Source organism: Variovorax sp. FW301-JW7 (assembly GCF_058788795.1).
The window spans coordinates 83,502-109,519 of record NZ_JBYTBC010000006.1 but is presented as its reverse complement, the minus strand read 5'-3'; the positions used below and the strand labels follow the sequence as shown (position 1 = coordinate 109,519).

The following is a 26,018-nucleotide window of genomic DNA, read 5'->3' as shown; positions in this document are numbered from 1 at the left end:
TGCGCCGGCGGTGCGCGCTACCGTTTGCCGAGCGCGCTGCGGGGCAGGGCCAGCAGCATGAGCAATGCCGACAGCACCAGCGCACCGCTCAGCACATACAGGCTGGCCGTGAAGCCGCCCGTGAGCGTCTTGAGCGCGCCCACCATCATCGGCGCCACCAGCCCCGCGCTGCCGCCGATGGTGCTGATGAGCGCAATGCCCGCCGCCGCGGCACTCTTCGACATGAAGCTGCCGGGAATCGCCCACAGCACGGTGAAGGCGCTCGAGATGCCCATCGACGCCAGCGCCAGGCACAGCACGGCGGCCACCGGGCTGTGCATGAAGAGAGTGGTCAGCGCCAGCCCGGCTGCGCCCGCGAGCGCGCCCAGCGCGAAGTGCCAGCGGCGCTCCTGGTGCCGGTCGGAGTGGCGCCCCACGACGATGTTGGCCGCGATGCCGGCCACGGCGGGAATCACCGAATAGAAGCCGATCTGCAGCACGCTGAGCCCCATCGACTTCAGGATCGTCGGCTGCCAGAACGACAGCGCGTAGATGCCCAGGATGATCAGGAAGGACATGAAGCCGATCAGCCACACGCGCCCGTCGCGCATCGCCGCGCCGAAGGTGTGGCGCCCGGCGGCGCCGTGCGCGGCCTGGTCCTCGGCCAGCAGGTGCGCCACGCGCTGCTTCTCGGCCGCCGACAGCCACGGCGCCTGCGCCGGGCTGTTCGACAGCGTGCGAAAGGCGATCACGCCCAGCAGCACGCTCGGCAGCCCTTCGAGCAGGAACAGCCACTGCCACCCGCGCAGCGCGAGCACGCCGTCCAGGTAGGTCATCGTGAGCCCGGCGATCGGCCCCGCGACGATGGGCGCCGCGCCGAAGGCCATGAAGAAGAGCGCGGTGGCCTGTGCGCGGCGGCGCGAGGGGAACCACAGCGTCAGGTAGAACAGCACGCCCGGCGCGAAGCCGGCCTCGAACACGCCGATGAGAAAGCGCAGCACGTAGAACTGCGTGGGCGTGGTGGCGAACATCATCGCCGCCGAGGCCAGGCCCCACAGGCCCATGATGCGCAGCAGCGTGGCGCGCACGCCGATCTTCGCGAGCATCAGGTTGCTCGGGATCTCGCACACCGCGTAGCCCAGGAAGAAGATGCCGGCGCCCAGGCCGAACACCGCATCGCTGAAGCCCAGCTGGTCCTTCATCTGCAGTTGCGCGTAGCCGACGTTGGTGCGGTCCAGGTAGTTCAGCACGTAGCAGGCGCACAGCAGCGGCATCAGCCGCCAGGTGATCTTGCGAAAGAGCGCGGCGTCGTCGCGCGCATCGGCCGAGGCCGGTGCGTGCGCGCCAGCGGCGGCGTCGAGGGTAGCGGTGTTCATCGGTGTGTCTCCTTTTCTTTTTGGTCGTGGTGCGCGTGCCGTCGGGTCAGGCCCGAACGAGCGCGCCGAAGCTGGTTTCGCCCCACAGGTGGCTCGTGGGCGCGCCGGGAAACAGCCAGTGCGGCGAGCACTCGGCCGACGGCACCACGTTGCTGAAGCCGTGCAGCGCCGAGGTGCCCGCGAGCGTCTTCTCGAGCACCATCGACAGGTACTGGTCGTTGCTGCTTTCCTGCGTGTTGCCGTTGAGGATCACCTCGGCGCCCGTGGCCTGCGCATAGCGGCGGATGCCGTTGTGGCGCGACTGCAGCGGCGCCCAGCTGTCGGCCGACACGCCGTTCTCGCTGCTCACGCGCAGGCCGTCGCCCGTGCGGTACACCAGCGAGTGGTTGCCTTCGGTGTGCCCCGGCGTGTGCACCAGCGCGACGCCGGGGCCGAGCTGCAGGCTGCCGTCGAAGGCGACAACGCGCTCGGCCGGAACCCCGTCCAGGCCGTGCGGGCAGTACCACTCGGCCTGCACCGGCAGCAGGCCCTGCACGTTCGCGAGCTCCTGGCGGTGCACCAGCAGCGTCGCGTTCGGCAGCAGGCCCGGCGCGTTGGCGCTGCCGAGCCAGCGGCGCACGTCCTGCGTGTGCAGGTGGTCGTAGGTGATGTGGTCGATCTGTTCGGGCGCCACGCCGCAGCCGGCGAGCGCCTGCAGCACGGTCTGGTAGACCGGCGCGATCGCCTTGTGCAGGAACTTCGGTGTCTGGTCGCTCAGGCGCTTGAAGTAGGGCGTCTCGTTGCCGGCCTCGAAGTCGGCCGGCGTGAAGAGCAGCGTGCGCAGCCGGCCTTCGAAGTCGTCGTACTGGACGAGCACCGTGCGCGCCAGCAGATGCACCATGTGCGGCTTGAGCAGCTGCTGCGAGTACACGCCGGTGAAGGCGAACCACGCGGGATACGGAATGCGCAGCAGGTTGAAGCTGCGCGCGAAGTGCACCGGCGGCGCGTCGAGCAGCCGCTCGCGCAGGGCTTCGGCGCCGCGGCGGATGGCGCGCAGGCGGTCTTGCGGCAGGGCGGCGTGGCGCGTGCCGTCGAGTTCGGTGATCTGCGCGAAGCCGGTGGGGTCGGGGTCTCGGGTCATGGGGGTCTCCTGTGTCTGGATGCGTGGGCTTGTGGGTTCGTCGCTCAGTACATCGAGCGCCCACCGGAGATATCGAACACCGCCCCGGTGCTGAACGAGCACTCGTCCGACGCCAGCCACGCGGCCATCGCCGCCACCTCGTCGACCTCGACAAAGCGCCCCATCGGCACGCGCGAGAGCAGGGCGGTGCGCAGCTGTTCGCGGTGCTCGGCAGGCACGCTCGCGAAGACGGCGGTGTCGGCCGCCGAGGGCGTGATGCAGTTCACCAGCACGCCCGACGACGCCAGCTCCTTGCCGAGCGACTTGGTCAGCGCGATGAGCCCGGCCTTCGAGGCCGAGTAGGCGGCGTTGAAGCCGTTGCCTTCCTTGCCCGCGACCGAGGCGATGTTGACGATGCGCCCGCGCCGCTGCGCGAGCATCAGCGGCGCGAGGGCACGGCAGCACAGCCAGGCGCCCGTGAGGTTGATGTCGAGCACGTCGCGCCATTGCGCGGGCGTGTGCTCCCACGCGGGCACCGTCGGCCCCAGCACGCCCGCGTTGTTGACGAGCACGTCGACGCGGCCGAAGCGTTCCTGCGACTGCACAGCCGCACGGGCGATCTGGTCTTCGTCGCGCACATCGACCAACGCTGTGACCACGGTGCCCAGCGGCGCCAGTTGCGCCATGGCATCCGCCAGCGTTGCGGCCTCGACGTCCCACAGCGCCACGCTCGCGCCGTTCGCGAGGCAGCGCCGCGCGATGGCCAGGCCGATGCCGCGTGCACCGCCGGTCACGATCGCATGGCGTCCTTCGAGTGGCCGGGCGAGCGCGTCGGTCATGCCGTGGCGGCCTCGGCCCGCGGGGCGGTTTGGCCGAGCAGGTCGGCGACCAGGCCGCCCACCATCTCCGGGGGCACGCCCACGAGCAGCTGGCGCAGCATCGTCAGCGTGTCGAAGTACACGCGCTCGCACACCAGCCGGTCGCCCTCGAAGATGAAGAAGGCGTTCATGCGGCAGCGAAAGCTGTTGCCCGTCGGCGGCAGGCCCTTGAGTGGGCCGCGGTGCGTGCCGAGCAGCCAGAACTCCACGATCACCGAATCGTCGGCATGGCGCAGCTGGATGATCTCGTGGCGCTGGTCGGGGAAGGCGCGGCGCGTGTCGGTGTAGTACTGGCGCACGTCGGCAATGCCGTCATGCACCTCGCCGCTGGGAATCAGCTCGTAGTGCGGGTGCGGAAAGGTGCCGAGCACCGCGTCGAAGTCCTGGCGGGTCTCGTCGGCGAAATGGTCGAGCACGAGGCGCTCGCGGCGGGCTTGCAGGTCGGTCAGTGTGGTCATCGGGGTGTGCTCCATGCGACAGGGGTGACGGGGGACATCGGGTTGCCGCGAATGCGTCGACCCGGGTGGCCTGCGTACTATCGACAGCCCCTCGAAGCCAGACTGTCCGGTGTTGGCAATCGAGGCCCCGGACAAACCCGCGATGCCACGCTCTTCCCCTTCTGCCAGCGCCAGCCCCGACGAGCCGGACGTGCAGCCTTCGCCCGTGCACAACAGCGACATGCGGCTGGCCGACGATGTGCAGCAGCGCCTGCTCGCGGTGGCGCACCGGCGCACGCTGGTGCGCGGCGAATCGCTGTTCCACAAGGGCTCGTCGCCCGACGCGCTGTTCGGCGTGGTCAGCGGCTCGTTGCGCGTGAGCGTGGTGGCGTCGGGCGGGCGCGAGGCGGTGATCGCGATGCTCGAGCCGGGCCACTGGTTCGGCGAGGTCTCGCTGCTGGTGGGGCGCGAGCGCGTCTACGACACCTGCGCGGTCGACACCACCGAGATGGCCGTGGTCGCGGCGGCCGACTTTCACCGGCTGGTGGCCGACCATCCCGACGTGCACATGGCCTTCACCCGGCTCGTGTGCCTGCGGCTGCGCCAGGCGCTGGCCTGGATCGACGACGTGATCCTGATGCCGCTGCCCGTGCGGCTGGCGCACCGGCTGCTCACGCTGGATGCGCGCGCGATCGCGCCGGCGCAGGACGGCGGCGGCACGCTGCTGGGCGTGTCGCAGGAAGACCTGTCGTTCATGCTCGGCGTGTCGCGCCAGAGCGTGAACCGCCAGCTCAAGCTGTGGGAGGAAGACGGCACGCTGCGCGTGCGCTACCGCAGCATCGAACTGCTCGACCGCGCGCAGCTGGAGCGGCACGCGGCCACGCCGCGCTGAACGCGGCGCGCATGCTGGTCGGCGGTCAGCCGGCCAGCGTTGCCTTCAACGTGATCTCGGGCACGCTCGCCAGCGCCTTCGACAGCGGGCAGCCGGCCTTGGCGGCGGCGGCGATTTCCTGGAACTTCGCTTCGTCGAGGTTCGGCACGGCCGCGTCCAGTTCGAGCTGGATGCGGTCGATCTTGAAACCAGCGCCGTCCTTGGCCAGCCGCACGGCGGCCTTGGTGTCGATGCGCGTCGCGGTCAGGCCCGCCGCTTCCAGCGCGAAGGCAAAGGCCATCGTCAGGCAGGCCGCATGGGCCGCGCCGACGATTTCCTCGGGGTTGGTGCCGCGCTTGTCGTCTTCGAAGCGGCTGGCGAAGCCGTAGGGATAGTCTTTCAGGGCGCCGGTCTCGGTGCTGACCAGGCCTTTGCCGGTCTTGCCGGCGCCTTCCCAGTGAACGCTTGCGTGCTTGTCTGCTGCCATGGCTATTCCTTCAGTCGGGGTGGGGGTTGCTCGGAGGGAGAACCGCAGGTATCGCCCCGAAAGTCGCCGCTGTCTGTAGTCGCAGAGCGCATCGCACGCGGCGACGTCAGCCGCCGTGCACGCCCCAGGTGCTGCGCTTGAGCTGGCCCCGGACTTCGCCGCCCGGCCAGGCCTGCGTCGATACGCTGACATACCAGAGGCCCGCCATCAGGTCGGCCATCTGCGCGGGCGTCAACCGGCTCGTGCCGGTCCGTTCGTAGCCGGCGCCGGTGCCGTCGTTGCGCGGCTCCCCCTCGCTGGGCAGCGGCAGCTGGATCGCCAGCGGGCCGTTGCTGCCCGTGGCGGCGGGGCCGTAGAAGCCGACGATCGTCGCCGGTCCGCTCAGGCGCGCGGCGTTCACGCGCCATTCGAACACCCCGGTGGCCAGCGTCAGCGTACCGGCTGCCGAGCCGCCGGCCTTGCCCTTGTGCGGCGGGACCACGTCCTCGGTTCCGAGCCAGCAGTCAGCCACGAACCATGTCGGCGGTTCCTTGGACGGCGGCTCCGTCGGAGGGGCCGACATGCCGAACCGGGGGACCCGCGAGCAGCCCGCCGCGGCCAGGGCGGCCAGTGCGGCACCGAAGAGGGCGATGCGTCGGCGCAAGGTGGGGCGGGCGGGATCGGGCATGGCAGGCACAGGTGAAGCGGAGCCCGCACGATAGCCGACGCGCCTGTGCCTACCCGACGTACGAAGAATGGGCGTCGCCAAGGTGACGCCCCGGGGGCTTCCCCGATGGGAGCGGCGGCCGGTGCGGCTTAGGCTGGCGCATTGCGCCTTTGTCGCACCGCTTTCCTTCCCCTCTCCTTCCTCCTTCGCCTGTTCACAGACCATGCAACCACGCCCGCATTACAAGTTCTGGCCCAAGCGCCTCCCGCATTCGATCACCGTCCCCGCGACCTCGCTGTGGCACAACCTGGCCACCTCGGCGGCGCGCTACCCCGACAAGGCCGCGCTGGTCTTCTTCGGCCGCGTGCTGAGCTACCGCGACGTGGCCGACCAGGTCGAGCGGCTGGCCGGCACGCTGCATGCGCTGGGCGTGCAGCGCGGCGACCGCGTGGTGCTGAACATGCAGAACTGCCCGCAGCTGGTGATCGCGCATTTCGCGATCCTGCGCGCCAATGCCGTCGTGGTGCCGGTCAACCCGATGAACCGGGCCGAAGAGCTCAAGCACTACATCGTCGACCCCGACGCCAAGGTGGCGATCACCACCGGTGACCTCGCGGCCGAGCTGGCCAAGGCCAGCGACGCGCTGCCGCCCGAGCAGCGCCTGTCGCACCTCATCGTGAGCCAGTTCACCGACGCCTTCGATGCGAACGTGACCGGCGACGACGCCCCCGCGCCGGCCTGGGCCGACTGGCTCGGCACGCGCCACCCGCTGCCCGCGCTGGCCGACGGCCAGGTCATGGCGTGGACCGATGCGCTCGCGGCCGGCCACGCGGCGCCCGCGCACGTGGTGGGCGCCAACGACATGGCGCTGCTGCCCTACACCAGCGGCACCACCGGCCTGCCCAAGGGCTGCGTGCACCACCATTCGAGCCTCATGCACAACGCGATGGCCGGCCAGCTCTGGGGCCAGGCCACGTCGGAGGCGGTGGTGCTGGCCGTGGTGCCGATGTTCCACATCACCGGCGTGGTGAGCATGATGCACACCTCGATCCTCGCGGCGGCCACGCTGGTCATCATGCCGCGCTGGGACCGCGACGTGGCGGGCCGGCTCATCTCGCGCTGGAAGGTCACGAGCTGGACCAACATCCCCACCATGGTCATCGACCTCATGGCCAGCCCCAACTTCGCGAGCTACGACCTCACGAGCATGACCCACATCGGCGGCGGCGGCGCCGCCATGCCGCAGGCCGTGGCGCAGCGCCTGTTCGAGCAGTACGGCCTGAAGTACCAGGAAGGCTACGGCCTCACCGAGACCGCCGCGCCCTCGCACACCAACCCCTCGGACCACCCCAAGCAGCAGTGCCTGGGCATTCCGTTCATGAGCACCGACGCGCGCGTGGTCGACCCCGACACATTGCAGGAGATGCCCATCGGCGAATCGGGTGAAATCATCATCCACGGCCCCGAGGTGTTCCAGGGCTACTGGAAGCGCCCCGACGCCACCAAGTCCGCTTTTGTGGAGTTCGAGGGCAAGCGCTTCTTCCGCTCGGGCGACATGGGCCGCATGGACGAGGAGGGCTACTTCTTCATCACTGACCGCTTGAAACGCATGATCAACGCGAGCGGCTTCAAGGTGTGGCCGGCCGAGGTCGAGCTGCTGATGTTCCGCCACCCCGCGATCCAGGAGGCCTGCGTCATCTCGACCAAGGACGACTACCGCGGCGAATCGGTCAAGGCCGTGGTGGTGCTGCGCGCCACGCACAAGGACACGACCGAGCAGCAGATCATCGACTGGTGCCGCGAGAACATGGCGGTCTACAAGATTCCGCGCAAGGTGGAGTTCGTCGATGCGCTGCCCAAGAGCGGCAGCGGCAAGGTGATGTGGCGCCTGCTGCAGGAGAAGGAAGGCACGGCGGCCTGATTGTCACCTGCGCCGCTGCGGGCTACAGCTGGCGCGCGTAGCGCCCCGGCGCCTGGCCCACATGACGGCTGAACGCCGTGCTGAAGGTGCTGGCCGAGCTGTAGCCGACGCGCGCGGCCACCTCCGCCGGCGCGCAGCCGCCGCGGCGCAGCAGGTCCTTGGCGAGCGCCATGCGCCACGCCAGCAGGTATTCCATCGGCGGCAGGCCCACGGCGCGCGAGAAGCGCTCGAAGAAGGCCGAGCGCGAGAGCGCGGCCTTGCCGGCGAGTTCTTCCACCGTCCATGAACGCGCGGGGTCCGCGTGCATGTGCCGCACGGCGGCGGCCAGCCGGCTGTCCGCCAGCGCGCGCAGCAGCCCCGGCGGCGCGCCTTCGCCGGGCGCCGAGCGCAGCGCCTCGATCAGCAGCACCTCGACCAGCCGCCCGAGCACGAGGTCGCGCCCCGGCCGCTGCGCCATCGACTCTTCGCGCACGAGCTGCACCAGCAGCGACAGCCGCGCGACGCCGCGCATGTGCAGCACCGAAGGCAGCAGCGACACCATCAGGGCCGCGTCGGGCGAATCGAAGGCGAAATAGCCGCCGAGCATGCGCACGTCGGGCGGGCCGTTCCGGTCGCCGTGGCGGACCTCGTTGTGTGCGTCCTCGCGCGCCGCCTGCTCATGCGAATCGAGAAACACCGGCGGCGCCGGCGTGCGCCCCGACAGCGTGAAGCCGGGCGTGGCCGGCATGAGCAGGAAGTCGCCGGCGGCCAGCGCCAGCGGCGGCTGGCCGTCGACCGCCAGGATGCACTCGCCCTCGAGCATGGTGCAGAAGCTGGGCTGGCCGAAGGCCGTGTAGCGCACGGCCCAGGCGCCGGCGCCCGCGATCACCTTGGAATACACGGCGCGCGGGCGAAGCAGCGCGATGACCTCGGCCAGGGGATCGGCCATGGCTGGACTCCTGCAAAAGAAATGGCGACGTTCGATGGTAGCAAGTCCGGCCGGTCGTCCCTATCGTTGGGGCTCTTCATCACCCACCACCAAGGACCCCCATTGAAAACCGCACTGATCACCGGCTGCTCTTCCGGCTACGGCCTGGCCACCGCGCGCCACTTCCACGCCCAGGGCTGGCGCGTCGTCGCCACCATGCGCACGCCGCGCGACGACCTCTTTCCCGACGCGCCGAACCTGCGCGTGCTGCCGCTCGACGTGACGCAACCCGAGAGCATCGCCGCCGCCATCGAGAACGCGGGCCCGATCGACGTGCTCGTGAACAACGCGGGCGTCGGTCTTTTCGGCGCCTTCGAGGCCACGCCCATGGCCACCGTGCGCGAGGTGTTCGAGACCAACACCTTCGGCATGATGGCCATGGCGCAGGCCGTGCTGCCGCAGTTCCGGGCTCGGCGCTCGGGGGTGCTGGTCAACGTCACCTCGACCGTCACGCTCGCGCCGATGCCGCTGGTGGCCGCGTACACCGCGAGCAAGACGGCGATCGAGGGCTTCACCGCCTCGCTCGCGTTCGAGCTGGCGGCGTTCGACGTGCGGGTGAAGCTGGTCGAGCCGGGCTACGGGCCCGGCACGCGGTTCACCGAGAACGGGGCGCAGCGCATGCAGGGCCTGATTCCGCCGGACTACGCAGCGCTGGCGCAGGGCGTCTTCGCGGCGCTGGGCAACCCCACGGCCGTGACCACGGCGGCCGACGTGGCCGAGGCCGTCTGGCGCGCCGCGAACGACACGGGGGCGACGCTGCGCTATCCGGCGGGTGCGGACGCGGTGGCGCTCGCGGCGGCTCGGCCGACCTGAGCCACGCTGTCCGCTGGGCGGACAGGACGGGCAGGGCGGCACTGCGGCCTTTTTGCTTAAAATGAGAATAATTCTTATTTGTAGGCGGAGCCCCCGCCGCCGTGCCGCCCGCCATGTCCGCTGCCGAAGCCGCCTTCCAGCAAGTCCACACCCTCTATAGCGACCACCACGGCTGGCTGCAGTCGTGGCTGCGCAAGAAGCTCGGCAATTCGTGCGACGCGGCCGACCTGGCGCAGGACACCTTCGCGCGGCTGCTGACGGCGCGCAACCCCGAGGTCATCGTGCAGCCGCGCGCCTACCTCACGAGCGTGGCGAAGAACATCCTCGTGAACTGGTACCAGCGCCAGGCGCTGGAGCGGGCCTACCTCGAGGCGCTGGCCGTGATGCCCGAGCCCGAGGCGCCGTCGCCCGAGCAGCGCCTGGTGATCCTGCAGACGCTGCACGAGATCGACGCCATGCTCGACGCCCTCAAGCCGCTCGCACGCCGGGCCTTCCTGCTGTCGCAGCTCGACGGCATGAAGTACGAGGACATCGCGCGCGAGCTGGGCGTGTCGCTGGTCACGGTCAAGCGCTACATGCAGCAGGGCTTCCGGGGCTGCCTGGCGGTGATGGCATGAGCGCCGCGCCGGGCCGCCCCAAGCAAGCGCGCGCCGAAGTGCGAAGCACGAAGGCATTCTGATGAGCGCGATGAATTTCGAAACGTCAGCACTTGCGCCTCGCGTGCTCGACGAGGCCGCCGAATGGCTGATGCGGCTGCACGACAGCGCCGTCACCGACGAAGACCGCCGAGCCTGCGAACGCTGGCGCCAGAGCCACCCCGACCACGCCCGCGCCTGGGCGCGCGCCGAGCAACTGATGAACAAGCTCGGCGGCCTGCCGCCGGCGCTGGCGATGTCGTCGCTCGCGCGACCTGCGCGCGGCAACGCGAACAACCGCCGCGCCACCCTCGGCCGATTGGCCGCGCTGCTGGCGGCCGTGCCCGCCGGCTGGCTCGGCTGGCAGGCGGTCGAGATGGCCGACGAGCGCGGCTGGATGGCCGGGCACCGCACCGCCACCGGCGAGCGCCGCGAACTGCGGCTGGCCGACGGCAGCCGCCTCACGCTCAACACCGCCAGCGCGGTCGATGTGCACTTCGACGGCACGCAGCGCCGCGTGGTGCTGCAGGCGGGCGAGATCTTCATCGCCACCGCGCCCGACCCCGCCGCCGCGCACCGCCCGTTCCGCGTGGCCAGCGCCGGCGGCACGCTGGAGGCCCTGGGCACGCGCTTCAGCGTGCGCAAGGAGGCGGGCGGCGTCACCCACATCGCCGTGCTCGAAGGCGCGGTGCGCATCACGCCCGAGCGCGCCGCCGCGCGCGTGCTGCCGGCGGGGCAGCAGGCCCGCTTCACGGCCGACGGCATCGACGACTTCCGCCCGGCGGACGCCTCGCTGCTGGCGTGGACCCAAGGGATGCTGCTCGCCGACGGCATGCGGCTGGCCGACTTCGCCGCCGAGCTGTCGCGCTACCGCCCCGGGCTGCTGCAGTGCGACGCGGCGGTGGCCGAGCTGCGTGTCTCGGGCGCCTTTCCGCTGGCCGACACCGACGGCGTGCTGCGCATGCTGGTGTCGACCTATCCGGTGGATGCGGCCACGCGCCTGCGCGGCTACTGGGTCACGCTCGTGCCGCGCGCGGCACCCGAAGAAGGCGCGGCGGGCGCTTCGAAAAATATATCGATCCGGGGGTGAGACTTTTTTTCGTTTCGGCTGGCAAGGAGGGTGAAGAACTCACCGTTGCCCAACCGAAAGGCCCGTCTCCATGTCTGCATCCCGCCCGTCCGCCTTGCGCCCGTTCGCAGAGCGCCGCCTGAACACCGTCCTTCGCCATGCCCTGGTGGCACTCGCCCTCGGCGGCCTGGCCGGCGCGGGAGGGCCGGCCTTCGCGCAGGCGTCGTCGTCGTCACTCGACGCCGCCGCGTCCCGCGCCTACGACATTCCCGCCGGCCCGCTGGGCCGCACGCTCGCGACCTTCGCGGCCGGCAACGGCATCGCGCTGTCGTTCGACCCCGCGCTGACGCAGGGGCGCAGCAGCCCCGCGGTGTCGGGCCGCTACACCGCGCGCGAAGCCATCGAGCGCCTGCTCGCGGGCAGCGGCCTGCAGGTGGTGGCGCGCACCGATGGCAGCTACACGCTGAACCGCCGCGAGGCCGGCACACCCACCGCCGGGCACGCGGGGCAGGGCGGCATCGACACGCTCTCGCCCGTCACCGTCACGGCCGAGGCCGACCGCAGCGGCACGACCGAAGGCACCGGCGCCTACACCACGCGCGCCACGGCGGCGGCCACGGGGCTGGCACTGTCGCCGCGCGAGACGCCGCAGTCGGTCACCGTCATCACGCGCCAGCAGATCGACGACCAGAACCTGCTGTCGCTCGGCCAGGCCATGCAGAGCGTGCCCGGCGTGTTCTCGGTGAGCTCCGACAGCGACCGCACCGACCTGTACGCGCGCGGCTTCTACATCGACAACTACCAGTACGACGGCGTGCCGACCACGGTCACCACCGACTTCTTCGGCGCCTCCACCAACGCCCCGGTGCTGTACGACCGCATCGAGGTCGTGCGCGGCTCGACCGGCCTGCTCACCGGCGCGGGCAACCCCTCGGCCTCGGTGAACCTGGTGCGCAAGCACGCCGACAGCAAGGTGTTCGCCGGCAACGCGTCGCTCGCGCTGGGTTCATGGAACCTGCGCCGCGGCACGGTCGACCTGCAGACGCCGGTGACGAAAGACGGCCGCGTGCGCGCCCGCCTCATCGGCATGACGGAAGACCGTGACTCCTTCATCGACATGTACCACGGCCGCAAGCACGTGCTGTACGGCGTGGTCGATGCCGACCTCACGCCCAGCACCACGCTGAGCGTGGGCATCGAGTCACAGGCCACGCGGCCCACCTCGTCGACCTGGGGCGGCCTGCCGCTGACCTTCAGCGACGGCACGGCCACGCGCTGGGACCGCTCCAAGACCGTCGGCACACCGTGGACCCACTGGGACACGACCACCACCACCGCCTTCGCGAACCTCACGCACCAGTTCGACAACGGCTGGAAGTTCAAGGCCAACGGCTCGCACCGGCAGAGCAGGCAGAACGCCAAGCTGCTGTACCTGTACGGCGACCTCGACCGCCTCACCGGCACCGGCCTGGGCTCGCTGCCGGGCTACTTCGAACACCAGTTCCGCCAGAACAGCCTCGACCTGCAGGCCACCGGCCCCTTCACGCTGCTGGGCCGCACGCACGAACTCGTGGTGGGCGTCAGCAACAGCCAGTCGCGCTACGTGGAGGCGAGCCACCCGCGCACCAGCGCGTTGCCCGACACCGGCAACTTCTACGACTGGAACGCCGCGTCGTACCCCGAGCCGGGCTGGGACCCGCTGAAGGTCTCGGCCATCACCAAGACGCGCCAGACCGGCACCTACGGCGCCGCGCGCCTGTCGCTGGCCGATTCGCTCAAGCTCATCGTGGGCGGGCGCCAGAACAGCTGGCGTTCCCCGCGCCTGACCGCCGACGCACCGGCCACGCGCAAGCACGAGGTGTTCACGCCCTACGCGGGCCTGGTGTACGACCTGAGCGAGAACTACTCGGTGTACGCGAGCTACACCGACATCTTTCAGCCGCAGAACTACCGCGACGCCAGCGGTGCGTACCTCGACCCGGTGACCGGCAAGAGCTACGAGATCGGCCTCAAGGGCGAGCACCTGAACGGCAAGCTCAACACCTCCATCGCCGTCTTCCGCGCCGAGCAGGAGAACGTGGCACAGCGCGACGGCACGAAGCTCGTGCCCAACTCGAGCGAAGGCGCCTACTACGGCGCACGCGGCGTGACCAGCAAGGGCATCGAGCTGCAGGTGTCGGGCGAACTGGCCCCGGGCTGGCAGCTGAACGCGGGCATCGCGCGCACGCTGGGCCGCGAAGGCAACGGCAACCGCATCAACACCGCCATGCCGACCACGCAGGCCACGCTGTTCACCACCTACCGGCTGCCCGGCGCGTGGCACCGGCTCACGCTGGGCGGCGGCGTCAACTGGCAGAACCGCACCTCCTACGCCTACAGCGTGGGCGATGTCGACCTGCGCTACCAGCAGGGCTCGCGCGCCGTCGTGAGCCTGATGGCGCGCTACGCCTTCACGCCCAAGCTGGCGCTGCAGCTGAACATCGAGAACCTCTTCGACAAGAAGTACTACAGCAACATCGACGGGCAGGCCTACTTCGGCACGCCGCGCAACGCGGTGGCGACGCTGAGCTATGCGTTCTGACCGGGAAAGAGCGGGGGGCATGACCCTTTTTTCGTTCTCGTTTGTCATGTAGGGGAGGGGCGCATGTCCGCGCCCCGTTTTCCGGTCCCCGATGAACACCCGCACCTCCTCCTTTTCTCCCGCCCTGCGGCTGCTGTCCCGCGTCGCGGCCGCCGTGTTCGGCGGCTACGCGCTGGCTTCGGCCGCCGCCGTCTTCCTGGCCGCCGTGCTGCCGGCCGGCCCCGCCGAGGCCGCGCTCGGGGGCATGCAGTTCAGCTTCGCGGTCTACACCGTTGCCGTGATCTGGGCCTTTGCGCCCGTGTCGCTGCGGCGCGCCTGGGCCGGCCTGCTGCTGCCCGCCGTGCTGCTGGCCGGGCTCGGCCTGGCACTGCGCGGCGCGGGAGGCGGGGCATGAGCACGAAGAAAGCCAAGGCGCCGTCGCAAGGGGGCTTTCGCCAGGCCCAGGCCTGGCTGCACACCTGGTGCGGCCTGTGGTTCTCGTGGCTGCTGTTCGCGGTGTTCCTCACCGGCACGCTGGCCGTGTTCGACGAGCCCATCACCCACTGGATGACGCCGGAGCACCACGCCGAGGAAGCCGCCGCCGCAGCCAGGAAGGGCGAGCCCACGGCCGACCGCGCGCAGCGCCTGGCCTGGGGCATGGCCTACATGGCCGAGCACCACCCGGGCGCCTCCATGTGGGAGCTGTGGCCTTCGGATGCGCAGGGCGGCGGCGAGCTGCGCGTGTTCTGGTTCGACGCCAACCGCCAGTACGCGGGCATCGCGCTCGATCCCGCCACCGGCAAGCCGTTGAAGGAAGACGGCGGCCACGCGGCACGCGCCACGCTGGGCGGTCACCACTTCGTCGACTTCCATTACGAGCTGCACGCCGGCACCGTCGGCCTGTGGATCGTCGGCATCGCCGCGATGGCGATGCTGGTGGCGCTGGTGTCGGGCGTCATCACGCACAAGCGCATCTTCAAGGACTTCTTCACCTTCCGGCCCAAGAAAGGCCAGCGCAGCTGGCTCGACGCGCACAACGCCGTGGCGGTGCTGACCTTGCCCTTCCAGTTCATGATCGCCTACACCGGTCTCGTGATCTCGGGCACCAGCTTCATGCCGGCCCCCAAGGTCTTGCACTACGGCACCGGCCCGCAGGCGCAGGTGCGCTTCGCGGCCGAGCTGGGCGACGGCGACAAGCCCGCCGCTACCGGCCGCGCGATGCCTGTGCCCGTGCTCGAACCCTTCGCGGCGCGCGGCCAGGAACGCATGGGCCAGCCGGTGCGCGCGGTCGTCATCGACCACCCGGGCGACGCGGGGGCGCGCATCGGTGTGTACGGATGGAACGGCGACGACGAATCCGCGCGCCGGCTCAGTGCCACCACCGGCATGGTGCAGTTCTCGGCCGCCACCGGTGAGGTGCAGCGCGTGCGCCTGCCGGGCGCCGCCGACGGCGGCGCGGCCATGCTCGCGCAGTCGGCCATGGGCGGGCTGCACATGGTCACCTTCGGCGGCTGGCCGATGAAGTGGCTCTACTTCCTGTGCGGCCTCGCGGGCACCGCGATGATGGGTTCGGGCGCCGTGCTGTTCATCGTCAAGCGCCGACAGAAGCATCTGGGCGAGTTCGGCGGCGCGACGGCGCGGGTCTACCGGCTGGTCGAAGCGCTGAACGTCGCGGCCATCGCCGGGCTGGCCATCGCCTGCGTGGGCTACCTGTGGGCCAACCGGCTGGTGCCGGTCGGCATCGGGCACCGCGCGGACCGCGAACTGCAGGTCTTCTTCGCGCTGTGGGCGCTGGCGCTGGTGCATGCCTTCGTGCGCCAGCCGGCGCGCGCGTGGCGCGAGCAGCTCGGTGCGCTGGCCGCGCTGTGCCTGCTGTTGCCGGTGCTCAACGTCGTGACCACGGGCGATCACTTGCTGGCGCAGTTTCTGCGCAGTGATTGGGAAAGCCTCGGCGTCGAACTGGGCGTGGTGGCCTTCGGGCTTGCGGCGCTGGGCGCGCTGCGCCATCTGCTGCGGAAGGCGGCGCGATGACGACGGCATGGGCTTCGTTGCTTGGCCTGGCGCTGGCGCATGCGGGCATGGCGTGCCTGAGCTTTGCCATGGACCGGCACCACGAGCAGCTGACGCGTGGGCGCGAAGTGCCTGCGCGACGGCGCACGGGCTTGCGCGTGATCGGTGCGTTGCTGCTCGTCGCCGCCGTCGTACCCTGCGTGCTGGCCTGGGGCCCCACGGTCGGGACGGTCGCGTGGCTGGGCTTCCTGTCGGCCGGTGCGTTGCCGGTGGCCTTGCTGTTGCCGTACCGCCCGCGCGCCGTGGCGTGGGGCGCCGGTGCTGCCGCCGTGGCCGGTGGTGCGGGGCTGGCGCCGGTGCTGGCGGCGCTGCTGCGCTGAGGTCAGTCCACCTTGATGGCCGCGGCCTTGACCACCTGCTGCGCCTTCGCGGTCTCGTCGGCAATGAACTTGTTGAACTGCGCGGAGGGCATGGTGAAGGGCTCGGCGCCGAGCTTCTCCAGCCGCTCCTTCAGTTCGGGCGCGACCATGATCTTCGCGACCTCGGCCTGCAGCCGTTCCACCACGGGCTGCGGCGTCTTGGCGGGCGCGAACAGGCCGACCCAGAACAGGTAGGCCGAGCCCGGCACGCCGGCCTCCACGGTGGTGGGCGCATCGGGCAGGGCGGACGAGCGGCCGGCGGTGCCCACGGCCAGCGCCTTGAGCTTGCCGCTCTTGATCAGCGGCAGCGCCGACACCATCGGCGCGAAGAACCAGTCGACGCGCCCGGCCATCACCTCGGTCATGGCTTCGGGCGTGCCGCGAAAGGGCACGTGCTGCGCATCGACGCCGGCCGCGAGGCGGAACACCTCGGCGTTCATGTGCGTGGCCGAGCCGTTGCCCGCGGAGCCGTAGTTCAGCCCGCCCGGTTTGGCCTTCGCCTTGGCCACGAGGTCTTTCACGTCGGTGAAGTGCGAGGGCGCGGTCACCAGCACATTGGGCAAGCTGGCCATCGGCGTCACGCCCGTGAAGTCCTTCAGCGTGTCGTACGACAGGCCCTTGTAGATCCACGGGTTCACGAGGTGGCCGGCCGAATGCACCAGCAGCGTGTTGCCGTCGGCCGGCGCCTTGGCCGCGATGGCCGCGCCCAGCGTGCCGCCCGCGCCGGGGCGGTTGTCCACGATCACGCTGGTGCCCAGCGCGGGCCCCAGCTTTTCGGCGACCAGGCGCGCGACGATGTCGGTGCCGCTGCCCGCCGTGAAGGGCACGACCAGCTTGATCGGTTGCGTGCCCGGCCAGGCGCCTTGTGCATGGGCGCCGCCGAGCGTGCAGGCCGCGAGTGCCGCGGCGATCGTGAGCGCCTGTCGGCGGCTCCAGGGGAATGTCTTTTTCATGCGTCTTGTCTCCGTTGATTTGTTGGTGCGAGCGATGAATGACTGGCTGGGAAAGGAGGGCGTCAGGCGGGCGGTGCGTTCGCCATCACCAGCGCCACCAGCACCGGGCGGTTGCTGCGGTTCTCGAGCTGGCGCTTCTCGCCGGGCGCGAAGCGGCAGCTGTCGTAGGGCAGCAGCACGTCTTCCTGGTGCGCGCCGTCGAGTTCGCCGACGATGTGCAGCTCGCCCTCGAGCACGAGGTAGAGCTTCTCCATCGGCGAGCCGTCCAGCCCGGTGCGGCCGCCGGGCAGGATCTGGCTCATGCCCATCCACATCTGCGTCGAGGGGCCGGCTTCCTTGCCCTGCAGGCGCAGGCAGCGCATGTCGAAGTGGTTGGGCGCCTCGTAGTGCGGCGCCTCGCTGAAACGGGTCACATGCATGGTGGGTGTCCTCGAGGGTCAGGGGCGCAGCACGACGCGGTCGGTGCTGCCCGACAGCACCAGCCGGTAGGCATCGATCGCTTCGTCGAGCGCGAAGTGGCGTGCCACGGGAAAGGGTTTCAGCGTGCCGCGCTCGAAGCCCTCGCGCATCGCGTCGAGCTGCGCGGTGGAGGCCACGCAGTCCATCGCCAGCGAGTCGATGCCCACGTAGGTGTGCATGCCGCGGTAGAACGCGAAGATGTCGAAGGGCACCGCGCGGTCGTGCGTGGCGATGAAGATCTGCGTGGCCCCCTTGGCCATCGCCTTGTTGGCGGCCTCGAAGTAGGCGCTGCCCACGGTGTTGTAGACGATGTGCGCGCCGCGTCCGTCGGTGAGTTCGCGCACCTGCGCGCCCACGTCGGCGTGGTGGCGCGCATCGACCACGTCGACCGGCGCGCTCGCGAACCCCGCGAAGGGCCCCGGGCCGCGCTGCACCGCGATCACGCGCGCGCCGGCCTGCGCGGCCAGTTGCACCGCCGCCTGCCCGACCTTGCCGTTGGCGCCCAGCACCAGCACCGTCTGACCCGCCTGCGGCATGCCGCTGCGCCGGAAGCCCTCGTAGGCCGTGACGAAGGGCACGCCCACCGCGCCGGCCTCGTCCATCGAGATGCCCTGGGGCTTGGCGCGCAGGGCCGCTTCGGGCAGCACCAGGTAGCGCGCATGCGAGCCGTCGCGCGTGATGCCGACATCGCCGCCCGAGCCGTAGACCTCGCGGCCGATCCATTCCGTGGGCCCGCTCACGACGGTGCCCGCGAAGTCGCGGCCCGGTGTGCGCGGCCAGACGGCCTGCGGCATCAGGCCCAGCGCAGCCTTCACGTCGCTCGGGTTCACGGCGGCGGCGGCCACGCGCACCACGGCATGGCCAGGCGGCGCCACGGGCTTGGGCTGCGGCGCGGCCTGCAGGTGGAGCGCCTCGAGGTTGGCGGCCTTGCCGTTCACGCGCAGGGCGCGGGGCTCGTGGAGTTCGTGGGTGAGGGCGCTCATCGTGCGGCTCCCTGAACGGCGCGGGTGTCGGCCAGCCCCAGCATCGCGCGGGCCTCGCGCGGGTTGGCGACCTCGCCGCCCAGGCTGCGCAGGATGTCGCGCGCCTTCGCCACGAGCTGCGCGTTGCTCTGGGCCAGCACGCCTTTCTCAAGATAGATGTTGTCTTCCATGCCCACGCGCACGTGTCCGCCCAGCAGCCACGACTGCGCGACGATCGGGAACTCCGTGCGGCCGATGCCGAAGGCGCTCCAGAAGGCGCCGCGCGGCAGCAGGTTGCGTGCATAGAGCAGCGTCTCGGGCGTGGGCGCGAAGCCGTACTTCACGCCGAGCACGAAGGTCCACATGGCGGGCCCGTCGAGCGTGCCGTCGGCGATGAGGTCCAGCGCCAGGTGGATGTCGCCCGAGTCGAAGATCTCCAGCTCGGGCTTCACGCCGGCCTCGCGCATCACCTTCGCCATGCGGCGCACGTTCTTCGGCGTGTTGATCACCACGTCGGGGCCGGAGTTCATGGTGTTGAGGTCGAGCGAGCACACGTCGGGCCGGATCAGCGCGATGTGCTCCACGCGCTTCTCGGGCGGCAGCAGCGTGGTGCCGGGCGCGGCGATCTTCGGGTCGTCCTCGCTCGGAATGAAGCGCCCGCCCGGCCCGGTCGTGAGGTTCACGATCAGTTCGCGGTTCTCGCGGCGGATGCGGTCGACCACCTCGCGGTACAGATCGACCTCCATCGAGGGCTTGCCCGTCTCGGGGTGGCGCACGTGGATGTGCACCTGCGCCGCGCCGGCTTCGGCGGCGGCCAGGCATTCGTCGGCGATCTGCACCGGCGTGATCGGCAGGTGCGGCGTCTGCTCGGGCTTCACGAGGTTGCCCGTGACGGCGCAGGTGATGAGCGTCTTCGGGTTGTTCACAGGTGGCGCCCTCCGTCGACCACGATGCGCGTGCCGGTGACGAAGCGCAGCGTGGTGGCCAGCGCTTCCACGGTGGCGGCCACGTCGTCGGGTTTGCCGATGCGCCCCAGCGGCGTGGTGCTGGCCATCTTGTCGGCGAACTCGGCGCCGCGCCCAGGCACGAAGCCCGACTCGACCGCGCCCGGCGACACCGACACGACGCGCACCGCCGGCGCCAGCGCCTTGGCCAGCGCATCGCCCACCACGTCGAGCCCGGCCTTGGCCGCGACGTACGCGAGGTTGCTGCCCACGCCCGTGAAGCCGGCGATGGACGAGATGTTGACCACCAGCCCGTCGCCGGTGGCCTTGAGCATCGGCGCGAAGGCGCGGATGGTGGCGAACACGCCGCGGAAGTTGGCGCGCAGCAGGTCGTCGATGAGTTCGTCGGTCAGCGCGTCGAGGTCGCCGGCCGGCACGGGCTGCGTGTGGCCCGCGCTGTTGACCAGGATGTCGCAGCGCCCGTGCGCGGCCTTCACCTCGGCGGCGGCGGCCTGCAGGCTCGGCGTGTCGACGATGTCGGCGCGGATCGCGCCGTGGCGCTGGCCGCTGTCCGAGGGCAGGGCGGCGGCGCGCGCGGCGGCGTTGTCGTCGCCACCGCGGTGCAGCAGCACGCAGGTGGCGCCCAGCGCGGCCAGCCGCGTGGCCGTGGCGTAGCCGATGGCGCCGAGGCCGCCGGTGATGACGGCGATCTTGCCGTGGAGTCGGGATTGGGGATCGAAGCTCATGGGATGAAGGGAAGTTGCGGAATCAGGGGATCGGCGGGCGGGGGAACTTCATCTCGCCGGGTTCGAGCTGGAAGTCGTACTGCAGCGTGGCGCTACCGCCATCAGGCGCGAGCGCGAAGCGGCCGATGAGTTGGCGCGTCACGCCGAAGGTCGGGTCGCTTTCCAGGTTCTCGTCGTCGTCGGCGAACACCTGTGTGACCAGCACCTTGTGGCCCGGCTTGCTCAGCATGAAGTGCAGGTGCGCAGGGCGGTTCGGGTGACGTTGCTGCGCGCGCAGCAGCACGCCGCAGGGCCCGTCGGTGGGCACCGGGTAGCCGGCGGGGCGCACGCTGCGGAAATGAAAGCGGCCTTGCGCGTCGGTGGTGAAGCGCCCGCGCAGGTTCATGTCGTCCTGCTCCGGGTCCTGGTTCTCGTAGAGCCCGACCGGCGAGGCCTGCCACACGTCGACCGTGACATCGGCCATCGGTTGCCCGCCCAGGTCGCGCACCGTGCCCGTCACCGCCAGCGGCGTGCCGGGCGTGCCCGAGCGCGCGATGCTCTCGCCCGCCGCGCAGGCCGGCGAGTTGGCGCGCCAGAAGGGGCCCAGCAGCGCGGCCGGCGATTCGCCGTGCGGGTCCTGGTTGTTCTGCAGCGCCACCACCGTGGACACGCCCAGGATGTCGGCCGCCAGCACCACCTCATTCTTGGTCTCGCCCGTGGCGTGGCCGATGGCAACGATGAATTCGAGCGCCTGCTCGAACTCCTCCTCGGTCAGCTTCACCTCCTGGACGAAGGCGTGCAGGTGGCGCGTGAGCGCGTCCATCACGGTGCGCAGGCGCGGATCGGGGGTGCGTTTCATGGCGTCGAGCGCAAAGCCGAGCACCGAATCGGGGGAGGTGGCGATGTTCATCTGCAATCCTTGCAATCGTTTGCATTATCTTAAGACAGATTTCGGAAAAGTAAAATGCTGGGTATCCGGGATGCCAGAATGGGAATTCACCAACCATGGCGTACCGGATGCCCAACAATCGTTTGCACCAATGAGCACCCATCCCCCTTCCAGCCCCGTCACCATCCGCGACGTCGCCCGTGCCGCCGGGGTGCATGTGTCGACCGTGTCGCGCGCGCTCAGCCCCGAGAAGCGCTCGCTGATCAGCGACGAGGTGCTGCGCGTGGTCGAGGAGGCCGCGCAGCGCCTGGGCTACCGGCCCAACCGCGCGGCCTCGGCGCTGCGCACGGGCCGCACCCACACCATCGGCGTGCTGGTGCCCGACATCACGAACGCGGTGTTCCCGCCGATCCTGCAGGGCATCGAGGCCAGCGCGGCGGCACGCGGCTACTTCGTGTTCGTCACCAACGTGGTCGACCCGGCGCTCGCGCGGCCGGTGCTCGAGCGCATGCTGGCGCAGCGCGTGGACGGCGTGATCCTGGCCACCGCCACGCGCGACGACCCGCTGGTCGACTTCGTCGCCAAGGCCGGCATGACCGCGGTGCTGGTCAACCGCGCCGACGAGACCGGCCGCCTGCCCGCCGTGGTGAGCGACGACCGGCTGGCGATGAAGCTCGCGGTCGATCACCTCGTGGGCCTGGGCCACAAGCGCATCGCGCACCTGGCGGGGCCGCAGACCATCCCGACCGGCGTGGGCCGCCTGCTGGGCGTGGAGCAGGCGCTGCGCGACCACCGCATGAAGCCGGCCCGCATCGTCGAGTGCACGAGCTACAGCCGCGAGGCAGGCGCGGTCGCGATGAAGCAGATGCTTGCGGCCGGTGCCGCGCCGCAGGCCGTGGTGTGTTGCAACGACCTCGTGGCGCTGGGCGCCTACGACGCGCTGCGCGAGGCAGGCCTGCGCGTGCCGAAAGACATTTCGATCACCGGCCACAACGACATGCCGCTGGTCGACATGGTCGATCCGCCACTCACCACCATCCGGCTGCCGCACCGCGAACTCGGCTGGCGCGCGGCCGAGATGCTGTTCGAGGAGATCGACGGGCAGGCGCTCTCGGCCTCCACCGTGGTGCTGCGCCCGGAGCTGGTGGTGCGCAAGTCGACGGCCGCGCCGGCCGCGCGCTGAACAAAGACGAAAACAAATGCATCCGCAGGGCGGCGCGCACACTTCGCACCGAGAATCGTCGGCCATTCCCGGCCCCGTGTTCCGTTCCCTTTCCGCATGCGCTTTCGTCCCGTCTTCCTGCTTCTTTCCCTCGGCCTTTCCCTCCCGCTGCTGACCCACGCCGCGTCGCCGCGCACCTGCCTCGTCGTCGGCGTGAGCGACGGCGACACGCTCACCGCGCGCTGCGGTCGCAGCGGCGCCTACGAGCAGGTCAAGGTGCGCATCGCCGCCATCGACGCGCCCGAGAAAGCGCAGCCCTACGGCCAGCGCAGCCGCCAGGCGCTGAGCCGCCTGTGCTACGCCGAGAAGGCCGTCATCACCGAGCGCGACACCGACCGCTACGGCCGCACCGTGGCCGACGTGCGCTGCAAAGGCGAAGACGTTGGCCGCCGCATGGTGGCCGAGGGCTGGGCCTGGGTGTACGACTACCACGGCATCGCGAAGAAGCGCGGGGGCGACCTGTTCCGGCTCGAGGCCACGGCGCGTGCGCAGCACCTGGGCCTGTGGGCCGACACGGCGCCGACGCCGCCCTGGGACTGGCGCCGCGACCGGCGGGAGCAGCCGCGCCATGGTGGCGGCAGTTCGCAGCCGTGGGGCGACGTGCGCTTCGAACCCTTGTCATGAGCGCCTGACGGCGCCTCGCGAAATCAATGGGTCAGCAGTGGCCCGAATACCAGCAGCGCACCTCGGGCATGAACAGGCCCCAGACGAAGCTGATGGCGCACACGATCAGCATCAGCAGCGCGAACATGCGCAGGCCCTCGGCGCCCCAGCGCGGCGCGAAGATGCTCACGAGAAAGCCCGACAGGAAGGTGCCTTCGAGCCAGGCCGCGCCGCCCCAGCGCAGGATCCAGAGCCAGAACAGCGCATCGAGCGCATGAAAGACGACCCACCAGAGCAACGTCATCGCGCGGCGTGAGGGTGCTTGTCTACGACTCGCTGCGGCCTTGCACGTCGGCCACCACGCGCGCGTTGCGCTGGAAGCTCCAGTAGGCGCTGGCCCAGTCCCACATCACGACCACGCGGTTGCGGAAACCGATGAGGAAGTACGCGTGCGCGAACAACCAGAACAGCCACGCGGGCCGGCCGCTGAAGCGCAGCGGGCCGAAGGGCGTGCCCAGGTCGACCACGGCCGAGTTGCGCCCGATGGTGGCCAGGTTGCCGTAGTCGGCGTAGCGGAATGGCACGGTGGGCTGGCCCGCCAGGCGGCGCAGGATGTTCGCCGCCGCCGCGCGGCCGGCCTGCTTGGCGCCGGGCGACACGCCGGGCACCGGCTTGGGCGGCTTGCCGGGCGCGTGGCTCATGGCGGCGGCCAGGTCGCCCACCACGCTGATCTCGGGGTGGGCCGCCAGGCTCAGGTCGGGCTCGACCTTGATGCGGCCCGCGCGGTCGCACTCGACGCCCGTGGCGCTGCCGAGCAACCGGCCCAGCGGCGAGGCCGCGACACCGGCCGCCCACACCACGCAGCTGCTGGGAATGCGGTAGCTCTGCAGCGGCGTGCCGTCGGGGCCGCCGCCGGTCTGCACTTCGAGGCCGGCGTTGTCGATGGCGGTGACGCGCGCGTTCAGTCGCACTTCCACGCCGAGCCGTTCCAGTTGTTCGAGCGCCTTCTGGCTCAGGCTTTCGGGCATGGCCTGCAGCACGCGCGGGCCGCCCTCGACCAGCAGCACCTGCGCGCTGCCGGGGTCGATGCGGCGGAACTCGCCGGCGAGCGTGTGCTTGGCGATCTCGGCCAGCGTGCCGGCCATCTCGACGCCGGTCGGCCCGGCGCCGATCACCACGAAGGTGAGCAGCGCGCGGCGGCGCTCGGGGTCGGCGGTGGTCTCGGCCGTCTCGAAGGACATCAGCACGCGGCGGCGGATCTCGAAGGCGTCGGCCAGCGTCTTCAGGCCCGGCGCGGCGGGCGCCCATTCGTCGTGCCCGAAATAGCTGTGCGTGGCGCCGGCCGCCACGATCAGGTGGTCGTAGGCCACCTGGCTGCCGTCGGCCAGCTGCACCGTGCGCGCGGCCGGGTCGATGCCCGTCACCTCGGCCAGCAGCGTGGTCACGTTGGACTGCTTGCGGAACAGGGCGCGCACCGGCGCCGCGATCGACGGTGCCGCGAGCCCGGCGGTCGCCACCTGGTAGAGCAGGGGTTGGAACAGGTGGTGGTTGGTCTTGTCGATCACCGTCACATCGACGTCGGCCCGCTGCAGCTTGCGCGCTGCCTCGAGTCCGCCGAAACCGCAGCCGATGATGACAACGTGGGGCCTGGCCGAAGGAGAGGGGGTTTGCATCGTCCGAATCATACGCAGCGGGCCGGGGCGCCCAGGCGCAGGACGGGCTCCCGCGGCGGCGCGGCGGCGGCGTCTTGTCCTACGTGCCTTTGTCGCCGGTATGGGCTAAAACTTCCGGCTCACCCGACTGGAGACACCATGACGTTTTCCCGGCCGATCGCCCCCGCGGCGAGCGCCTTGCGCGAGCAATTTCGCATGGTGCGCGCCGCCAGCCTGGCGCTGGCCGCGCCGCTGTCCGCCGAGGACCAGTGCATCCAGTCGATGCCCGACGCCAGCCCGACGAAGTGGCACCTGGCGCACACGACGTGGTTCTTCGAGACCGTGCTGCTGCAGCCGCATGCGGCGGGGTACCGACCCTTCGATGCGCGTTTTCATTACCTCTTCAACTCCTACTACGAGGCGCTCGGTCCGCGTCACCCGCGGCCGCAGCGCGGCCTGCTCACGCGGCCCTCGCTCGACGAAGTGCATGCCTACCGCCGCCATGTCGACGAGGCGGTGCTCGCGCTGCTCGCGGCGCCGGAGGCGCTCGACTGGACGGCCATCGAGGCCATCGTCGCGCTCGGGCTGAACCACGAGCAGCAGCACCAGGAGCTGCTGCTCACCGACATCCTGCATGCGCTGTCGTGCAACCCGCTGCTGCCGGCCTACAAGCCCGCGAGCGGCCCCGCACGGCGGCTGGCCGCCGTGCCGGCCGAGGTGCGCTGGCTGGCACAGCCGGGCGGCACGGTCGAGGTCGGGCATGCGGGTGAGGGCTTCAGCTTCGACAACGAGACGCCGCGCCACGCCGCCTTGCTGCGCCCCTATGCCATCGCCGACCGGCTGGTGAACTGCGGCGACTACGCGCAGTTCATCGCCGACGGCGGCTACCGCCGGCCCGAGCTGTGGCTGTCCGACGGCTGGGCCACGGTGCAGGCGCAGGGTTGGCGCCACCCGGCCTACTGGCTCGAAGCCGACGACCCGCGCATCGCCACCCTCGGTGCCGGCGGCCCTGCCGCGCCCGGCGGCTGGCAGGTGTTCGGCCTGCACGGCGTGCGGCCGATGGAGGCCGACGCACCCGTGTCCCAGCTGAGCTTCTACGAGGCCGCCGCGTACGCCGAATGGGCCGGCGCTCGGCTGCCCACCGAGTTCGAATGGGAGGCCGCCTTCGACGCGCCCGGCATCGCGCAGATGAGCGGCCACGTCTGGCAATGGACGCGTTCCTCGTACGACCCCTACCCGGGCTTTCGTCCGCTGCCCGGCATCGCGGCCGAATACAACGGCAAGTTCATGGTGGGCCAGCTGGTGCTGCGCGGCGGCAGCGTGGCCACGCCGGCCGGCCACACGCGGCCAAGCTATCGCAATTTCTTTCCGCCGGCGGCACGCTGGCAGTTCTCGGGGCTGCGGCTCGCGAAAGACCTTTGACCGACACCTCGATGGAGCCG

The 26,018-nt window shown here is 70.8% G+C and carries 27 protein-coding genes; 12 read left to right on the top strand and 15 right to left on the bottom strand.

Annotation, left to right across the window (positions count from 1 at the left end; translation table 11 throughout):
* Nucleotides 1-17 precede the first annotated feature (17 nt).
* From AC3WQM_RS17915 to AC3WQM_RS17900, 4 genes are read right to left on the bottom strand one after another with little or no spacing between them, the layout of a single operon-like run.
* On the bottom strand, nucleotides 18-1,355 hold the full coding sequence (locus tag AC3WQM_RS17915; RefSeq protein ID WP_492680563.1) for an MFS transporter: 1,338 nt from the start codon (nucleotides 1,353-1,355) through the stop codon (nucleotides 18-20).
* 46 nt (nucleotides 1,356-1,401) lie between these two features.
* On the bottom strand, nucleotides 1,402-2,475 hold the full coding sequence (locus tag AC3WQM_RS17910) for an MBL fold metallo-hydrolase (RefSeq protein ID WP_492680561.1): 1,074 nt from the start codon (nucleotides 2,473-2,475) through the stop codon (nucleotides 1,402-1,404).
* A gap of 44 nt (nucleotides 2,476-2,519) precedes the next feature.
* The gene (locus AC3WQM_RS17905) at nucleotides 2,520-3,293 is read right to left on the bottom strand and encodes an SDR family NAD(P)-dependent oxidoreductase (RefSeq protein ID WP_492680559.1); all 774 of its coding nucleotides are present in this window, start codon (nucleotides 3,291-3,293) and stop codon (nucleotides 2,520-2,522) included.
* Complete coding sequence (locus tag AC3WQM_RS17900; RefSeq protein ID WP_492680557.1) at nucleotides 3,290-3,790, bottom strand: ester cyclase; 501 nt, start codon at nucleotides 3,788-3,790, stop codon at nucleotides 3,290-3,292. The genes AC3WQM_RS17905 and AC3WQM_RS17900 overlap by 4 nt, the downstream gene beginning before the upstream one ends.
* A gap of 142 nt (nucleotides 3,791-3,932) precedes the next feature.
* On the opposite strand from AC3WQM_RS17900, the gene AC3WQM_RS17895 reads away from it, so the two are divergent.
* Nucleotides 3,933-4,661: a Crp/Fnr family transcriptional regulator gene (locus tag AC3WQM_RS17895; protein WP_492680555.1), complete on the top strand. Its 729-nt coding sequence runs from the start codon at nucleotides 3,933-3,935 to the stop codon at nucleotides 4,659-4,661.
* Nucleotides 4,662-4,686: 25 nt separating this feature from the next.
* On the opposite strand, the gene AC3WQM_RS17890 is transcribed toward AC3WQM_RS17895, so the two are convergent.
* Both AC3WQM_RS17890 and AC3WQM_RS17885 read right to left on the bottom strand, forming a co-directional pair.
* Nucleotides 4,687-5,127, bottom strand: a complete 441-nt coding sequence (locus AC3WQM_RS17890; protein WP_489058233.1) for an OsmC family protein — start codon at nucleotides 5,125-5,127, stop codon at nucleotides 4,687-4,689.
* 106 nt (nucleotides 5,128-5,233) lie between these two features.
* Nucleotides 5,234-5,608: a CHRD domain-containing protein gene (locus AC3WQM_RS17885; protein WP_492680553.1), complete on the bottom strand. Its 375-nt coding sequence runs from the start codon at nucleotides 5,606-5,608 to the stop codon at nucleotides 5,234-5,236.
* Nucleotides 5,609-5,996: 388 nt separating this feature from the next.
* On the opposite strand from AC3WQM_RS17885, the gene AC3WQM_RS17880 reads away from it, so the two are divergent.
* The gene (locus AC3WQM_RS17880; protein WP_492680551.1) at nucleotides 5,997-7,694 is read left to right on the top strand and encodes a long-chain fatty acid--CoA ligase; all 1,698 of its coding nucleotides are present in this window, start codon (nucleotides 5,997-5,999) and stop codon (nucleotides 7,692-7,694) included.
* Between the two features lie 22 nt (nucleotides 7,695-7,716).
* Here the strand turns inward: AC3WQM_RS17880 and AC3WQM_RS17875 are convergent, their stop codons facing one another.
* Complete coding sequence (locus AC3WQM_RS17875) at nucleotides 7,717-8,622, bottom strand: AraC family transcriptional regulator (RefSeq protein WP_492680549.1); 906 nt, start codon at nucleotides 8,620-8,622, stop codon at nucleotides 7,717-7,719.
* Between the two features lie 102 nt (nucleotides 8,623-8,724).
* Between AC3WQM_RS17875 and AC3WQM_RS17870 the strand changes: the two genes are divergently transcribed.
* From AC3WQM_RS17870 to AC3WQM_RS17840, 7 genes are all read left to right on the top strand, one after another.
* A complete protein-coding gene (locus AC3WQM_RS17870) occupies nucleotides 8,725-9,474 on the top strand; it encodes an SDR family oxidoreductase (protein WP_492680547.1) in 750 nt (249 codons plus the stop codon).
* 113 nt (nucleotides 9,475-9,587) lie between these two features.
* Nucleotides 9,588-10,091: a sigma-70 family RNA polymerase sigma factor gene (locus tag AC3WQM_RS17865; protein ID WP_070062515.1), complete on the top strand. Its 504-nt coding sequence runs from the start codon at nucleotides 9,588-9,590 to the stop codon at nucleotides 10,089-10,091.
* A gap of 61 nt (nucleotides 10,092-10,152) precedes the next feature.
* Nucleotides 10,153-11,199 (top strand): FecR domain-containing protein, encoded by a 1,047-nt coding sequence (locus AC3WQM_RS17860; protein WP_492680545.1) that lies wholly within the window; start codon nucleotides 10,153-10,155, stop codon nucleotides 11,197-11,199.
* Between the two features lie 70 nt (nucleotides 11,200-11,269).
* Nucleotides 11,270-13,759 (top strand): ferric-rhodotorulic acid/ferric-coprogen receptor FhuE, encoded by a 2,490-nt coding sequence (fhuE, locus tag AC3WQM_RS17855; RefSeq protein WP_492680543.1) that lies wholly within the window; start codon nucleotides 11,270-11,272, stop codon nucleotides 13,757-13,759.
* A 91-nt stretch (nucleotides 13,760-13,850) separates the two neighbouring features.
* Nucleotides 13,851-14,153, top strand: coding sequence for a DUF3649 domain-containing protein (locus AC3WQM_RS17850; RefSeq protein ID WP_492680541.1), 303 nt, complete (start codon nucleotides 13,851-13,853; stop codon nucleotides 14,151-14,153).
* The gene (locus tag AC3WQM_RS17845; RefSeq protein WP_492680539.1) at nucleotides 14,150-15,769 is read left to right on the top strand and encodes a PepSY-associated TM helix domain-containing protein; all 1,620 of its coding nucleotides are present in this window, start codon (nucleotides 14,150-14,152) and stop codon (nucleotides 15,767-15,769) included. Before AC3WQM_RS17850 ends, AC3WQM_RS17845 begins: the two co-directional genes overlap by 4 nt.
* Nucleotides 15,766-16,128 (top strand): DUF3325 domain-containing protein, encoded by a 363-nt coding sequence (locus tag AC3WQM_RS17840; RefSeq protein WP_492680537.1) that lies wholly within the window; start codon nucleotides 15,766-15,768, stop codon nucleotides 16,126-16,128. Before AC3WQM_RS17845 ends, AC3WQM_RS17840 begins: the two co-directional genes overlap by 4 nt.
* Before the next feature lie 2 nt (nucleotides 16,129-16,130).
* Here the strand turns inward: AC3WQM_RS17840 and AC3WQM_RS17835 are convergent, their stop codons facing one another.
* The 6 genes from AC3WQM_RS17835 to AC3WQM_RS17810 form a co-directional block, all read right to left on the bottom strand.
* Complete coding sequence (locus AC3WQM_RS17835) at nucleotides 16,131-17,120, bottom strand: Bug family tripartite tricarboxylate transporter substrate binding protein (RefSeq protein WP_492680535.1); 990 nt, start codon at nucleotides 17,118-17,120, stop codon at nucleotides 16,131-16,133.
* 62 nt (nucleotides 17,121-17,182) lie between these two features.
* Nucleotides 17,183-17,539 (bottom strand): cupin domain-containing protein, encoded by a 357-nt coding sequence (locus AC3WQM_RS17830; RefSeq protein ID WP_489058245.1) that lies wholly within the window; start codon nucleotides 17,537-17,539, stop codon nucleotides 17,183-17,185.
* 18 nt (nucleotides 17,540-17,557) lie between these two features.
* Nucleotides 17,558-18,562: a quinone oxidoreductase family protein gene (locus AC3WQM_RS17825; protein WP_492680533.1), complete on the bottom strand. Its 1,005-nt coding sequence runs from the start codon at nucleotides 18,560-18,562 to the stop codon at nucleotides 17,558-17,560.
* A complete protein-coding gene (locus AC3WQM_RS17820) occupies nucleotides 18,559-19,467 on the bottom strand; it encodes a beta-keto acid cleavage family enzyme (RefSeq protein WP_492680531.1) in 909 nt (302 codons plus the stop codon). The genes AC3WQM_RS17825 and AC3WQM_RS17820 overlap by 4 nt, the downstream gene beginning before the upstream one ends.
* Nucleotides 19,464-20,231 (bottom strand): SDR family NAD(P)-dependent oxidoreductase, encoded by a 768-nt coding sequence (locus AC3WQM_RS17815; protein WP_095746212.1) that lies wholly within the window; start codon nucleotides 20,229-20,231, stop codon nucleotides 19,464-19,466. Before AC3WQM_RS17815 ends, AC3WQM_RS17820 begins: the two co-directional genes overlap by 4 nt.
* 22 nt (nucleotides 20,232-20,253) lie before the next feature.
* Entirely contained in the window at nucleotides 20,254-21,120 is an 867-nt protein-coding gene (locus tag AC3WQM_RS17810) for a dioxygenase family protein (protein ID WP_492680529.1), read from the bottom strand.
* A gap of 130 nt (nucleotides 21,121-21,250) precedes the next feature.
* Between AC3WQM_RS17810 and AC3WQM_RS17805 the strand changes: the two genes are divergently transcribed.
* Nucleotides 21,251-22,282 carry a LacI family DNA-binding transcriptional regulator gene (locus tag AC3WQM_RS17805; RefSeq protein ID WP_492680527.1) on the top strand — a complete coding sequence of 344 codons (1,032 nt, stop codon included), beginning with the start codon at nucleotides 21,251-21,253 and terminating at the stop codon, nucleotides 22,280-22,282.
* 96 nt (nucleotides 22,283-22,378) lie between these two features.
* A complete protein-coding gene (locus tag AC3WQM_RS17800; protein WP_492680525.1) occupies nucleotides 22,379-22,945 on the top strand; it encodes a thermonuclease family protein in 567 nt (188 codons plus the stop codon).
* A 31-nt stretch (nucleotides 22,946-22,976) separates the two neighbouring features.
* Here AC3WQM_RS17800 and AC3WQM_RS17795 read toward each other — a convergent pair whose 3' ends face one another.
* The gene (locus AC3WQM_RS17795) at nucleotides 22,977-23,228 is read right to left on the bottom strand and encodes a hypothetical protein (protein ID WP_101489518.1); all 252 of its coding nucleotides are present in this window, start codon (nucleotides 23,226-23,228) and stop codon (nucleotides 22,977-22,979) included.
* Nucleotides 23,229-23,250: 22 nt separating this feature from the next.
* Nucleotides 23,251-24,597 carry an NAD(P)/FAD-dependent oxidoreductase gene (locus tag AC3WQM_RS17790; RefSeq protein WP_492680523.1) on the bottom strand — a complete coding sequence of 449 codons (1,347 nt, stop codon included), beginning with the start codon at nucleotides 24,595-24,597 and terminating at the stop codon, nucleotides 23,251-23,253.
* Between the two features lie 138 nt (nucleotides 24,598-24,735).
* Here AC3WQM_RS17790 and egtB point away from each other — a divergent pair, with 138 nt between their 5' ends.
* The gene (gene egtB / locus AC3WQM_RS17785) at nucleotides 24,736-25,998 is read left to right on the top strand and encodes an ergothioneine biosynthesis protein EgtB (protein WP_492680521.1); all 1,263 of its coding nucleotides are present in this window, start codon (nucleotides 24,736-24,738) and stop codon (nucleotides 25,996-25,998) included.
* The last annotated feature ends 20 nt before the right edge of the window (nucleotides 25,999-26,018 follow it).

Excerpts from the sequence above, each read along its gene's own strand:
- AC3WQM_RS17915 (WP_492680563.1), bottom strand. The coding sequence starts at position 1,355 with ATGAACACCGCTACCCTCGACGCCGCCGCTGGCGCGCACGCACCGGCC.
- AC3WQM_RS17910 (WP_492680561.1), bottom strand. The coding sequence starts at position 2,475 with ATGACCCGAGACCCCGACCCCACCGGCTTCGCGCAGATCACCGAACTC.
- AC3WQM_RS17905 (WP_492680559.1), bottom strand. The coding sequence starts at position 3,293 with ATGACCGACGCGCTCGCCCGGCCACTCGAAGGACGCCATGCGATCGTG.
- AC3WQM_RS17900 (WP_492680557.1), bottom strand. The coding sequence starts at position 3,790 with ATGACCACACTGACCGACCTGCAAGCCCGCCGCGAGCGCCTCGTGCTC.
- AC3WQM_RS17895 (WP_492680555.1), top strand. The coding sequence starts at position 3,933 with ATGCCACGCTCTTCCCCTTCTGCCAGCGCCAGCCCCGACGAGCCGGAC.
- AC3WQM_RS17890 (WP_489058233.1), bottom strand. The coding sequence starts at position 5,127 with ATGGCAGCAGACAAGCACGCAAGCGTTCACTGGGAAGGCGCCGGCAAG.
- AC3WQM_RS17880 (WP_492680551.1), top strand. The coding sequence starts at position 5,997 with ATGCAACCACGCCCGCATTACAAGTTCTGGCCCAAGCGCCTCCCGCAT.
- AC3WQM_RS17875 (WP_492680549.1), bottom strand. The coding sequence starts at position 8,622 with ATGGCCGATCCCCTGGCCGAGGTCATCGCGCTGCTTCGCCCGCGCGCC.
- AC3WQM_RS17865 (WP_070062515.1), top strand. The coding sequence starts at position 9,588 with ATGTCCGCTGCCGAAGCCGCCTTCCAGCAAGTCCACACCCTCTATAGC.
- AC3WQM_RS17860 (WP_492680545.1), top strand. The coding sequence starts at position 10,153 with ATGAGCGCGATGAATTTCGAAACGTCAGCACTTGCGCCTCGCGTGCTC.
- fhuE (WP_492680543.1), top strand. The coding sequence starts at position 11,270 with ATGTCTGCATCCCGCCCGTCCGCCTTGCGCCCGTTCGCAGAGCGCCGC.
- AC3WQM_RS17850 (WP_492680541.1), top strand. The coding sequence starts at position 13,851 with ATGAACACCCGCACCTCCTCCTTTTCTCCCGCCCTGCGGCTGCTGTCC.
- AC3WQM_RS17845 (WP_492680539.1), top strand. The coding sequence starts at position 14,150 with ATGAGCACGAAGAAAGCCAAGGCGCCGTCGCAAGGGGGCTTTCGCCAG.
- AC3WQM_RS17840 (WP_492680537.1), top strand. The coding sequence starts at position 15,766 with ATGACGACGGCATGGGCTTCGTTGCTTGGCCTGGCGCTGGCGCATGCG.
- AC3WQM_RS17835 (WP_492680535.1), bottom strand. The coding sequence starts at position 17,120 with ATGAAAAAGACATTCCCCTGGAGCCGCCGACAGGCGCTCACGATCGCC.
- AC3WQM_RS17830 (WP_489058245.1), bottom strand. The coding sequence starts at position 17,539 with ATGCATGTGACCCGTTTCAGCGAGGCGCCGCACTACGAGGCGCCCAAC.
- AC3WQM_RS17825 (WP_492680533.1), bottom strand. The coding sequence starts at position 18,562 with ATGAGCGCCCTCACCCACGAACTCCACGAGCCCCGCGCCCTGCGCGTG.
- AC3WQM_RS17815 (WP_095746212.1), bottom strand. The coding sequence starts at position 20,231 with ATGAGCTTCGATCCCCAATCCCGACTCCACGGCAAGATCGCCGTCATC.
- AC3WQM_RS17810 (WP_492680529.1), bottom strand. The coding sequence starts at position 21,120 with ATGAACATCGCCACCTCCCCCGATTCGGTGCTCGGCTTTGCGCTCGAC.
- AC3WQM_RS17805 (WP_492680527.1), top strand. The coding sequence starts at position 21,251 with ATGAGCACCCATCCCCCTTCCAGCCCCGTCACCATCCGCGACGTCGCC.
- AC3WQM_RS17800 (WP_492680525.1), top strand. The coding sequence starts at position 22,379 with ATGCGCTTTCGTCCCGTCTTCCTGCTTCTTTCCCTCGGCCTTTCCCTC.
- AC3WQM_RS17795 (WP_101489518.1), bottom strand. The coding sequence starts at position 23,228 with ATGACGTTGCTCTGGTGGGTCGTCTTTCATGCGCTCGATGCGCTGTTC.
- AC3WQM_RS17790 (WP_492680523.1), bottom strand. The coding sequence starts at position 24,597 with ATGCAAACCCCCTCTCCTTCGGCCAGGCCCCACGTTGTCATCATCGGC.
- egtB (WP_492680521.1), top strand. The coding sequence starts at position 24,736 with ATGACGTTTTCCCGGCCGATCGCCCCCGCGGCGAGCGCCTTGCGCGAG.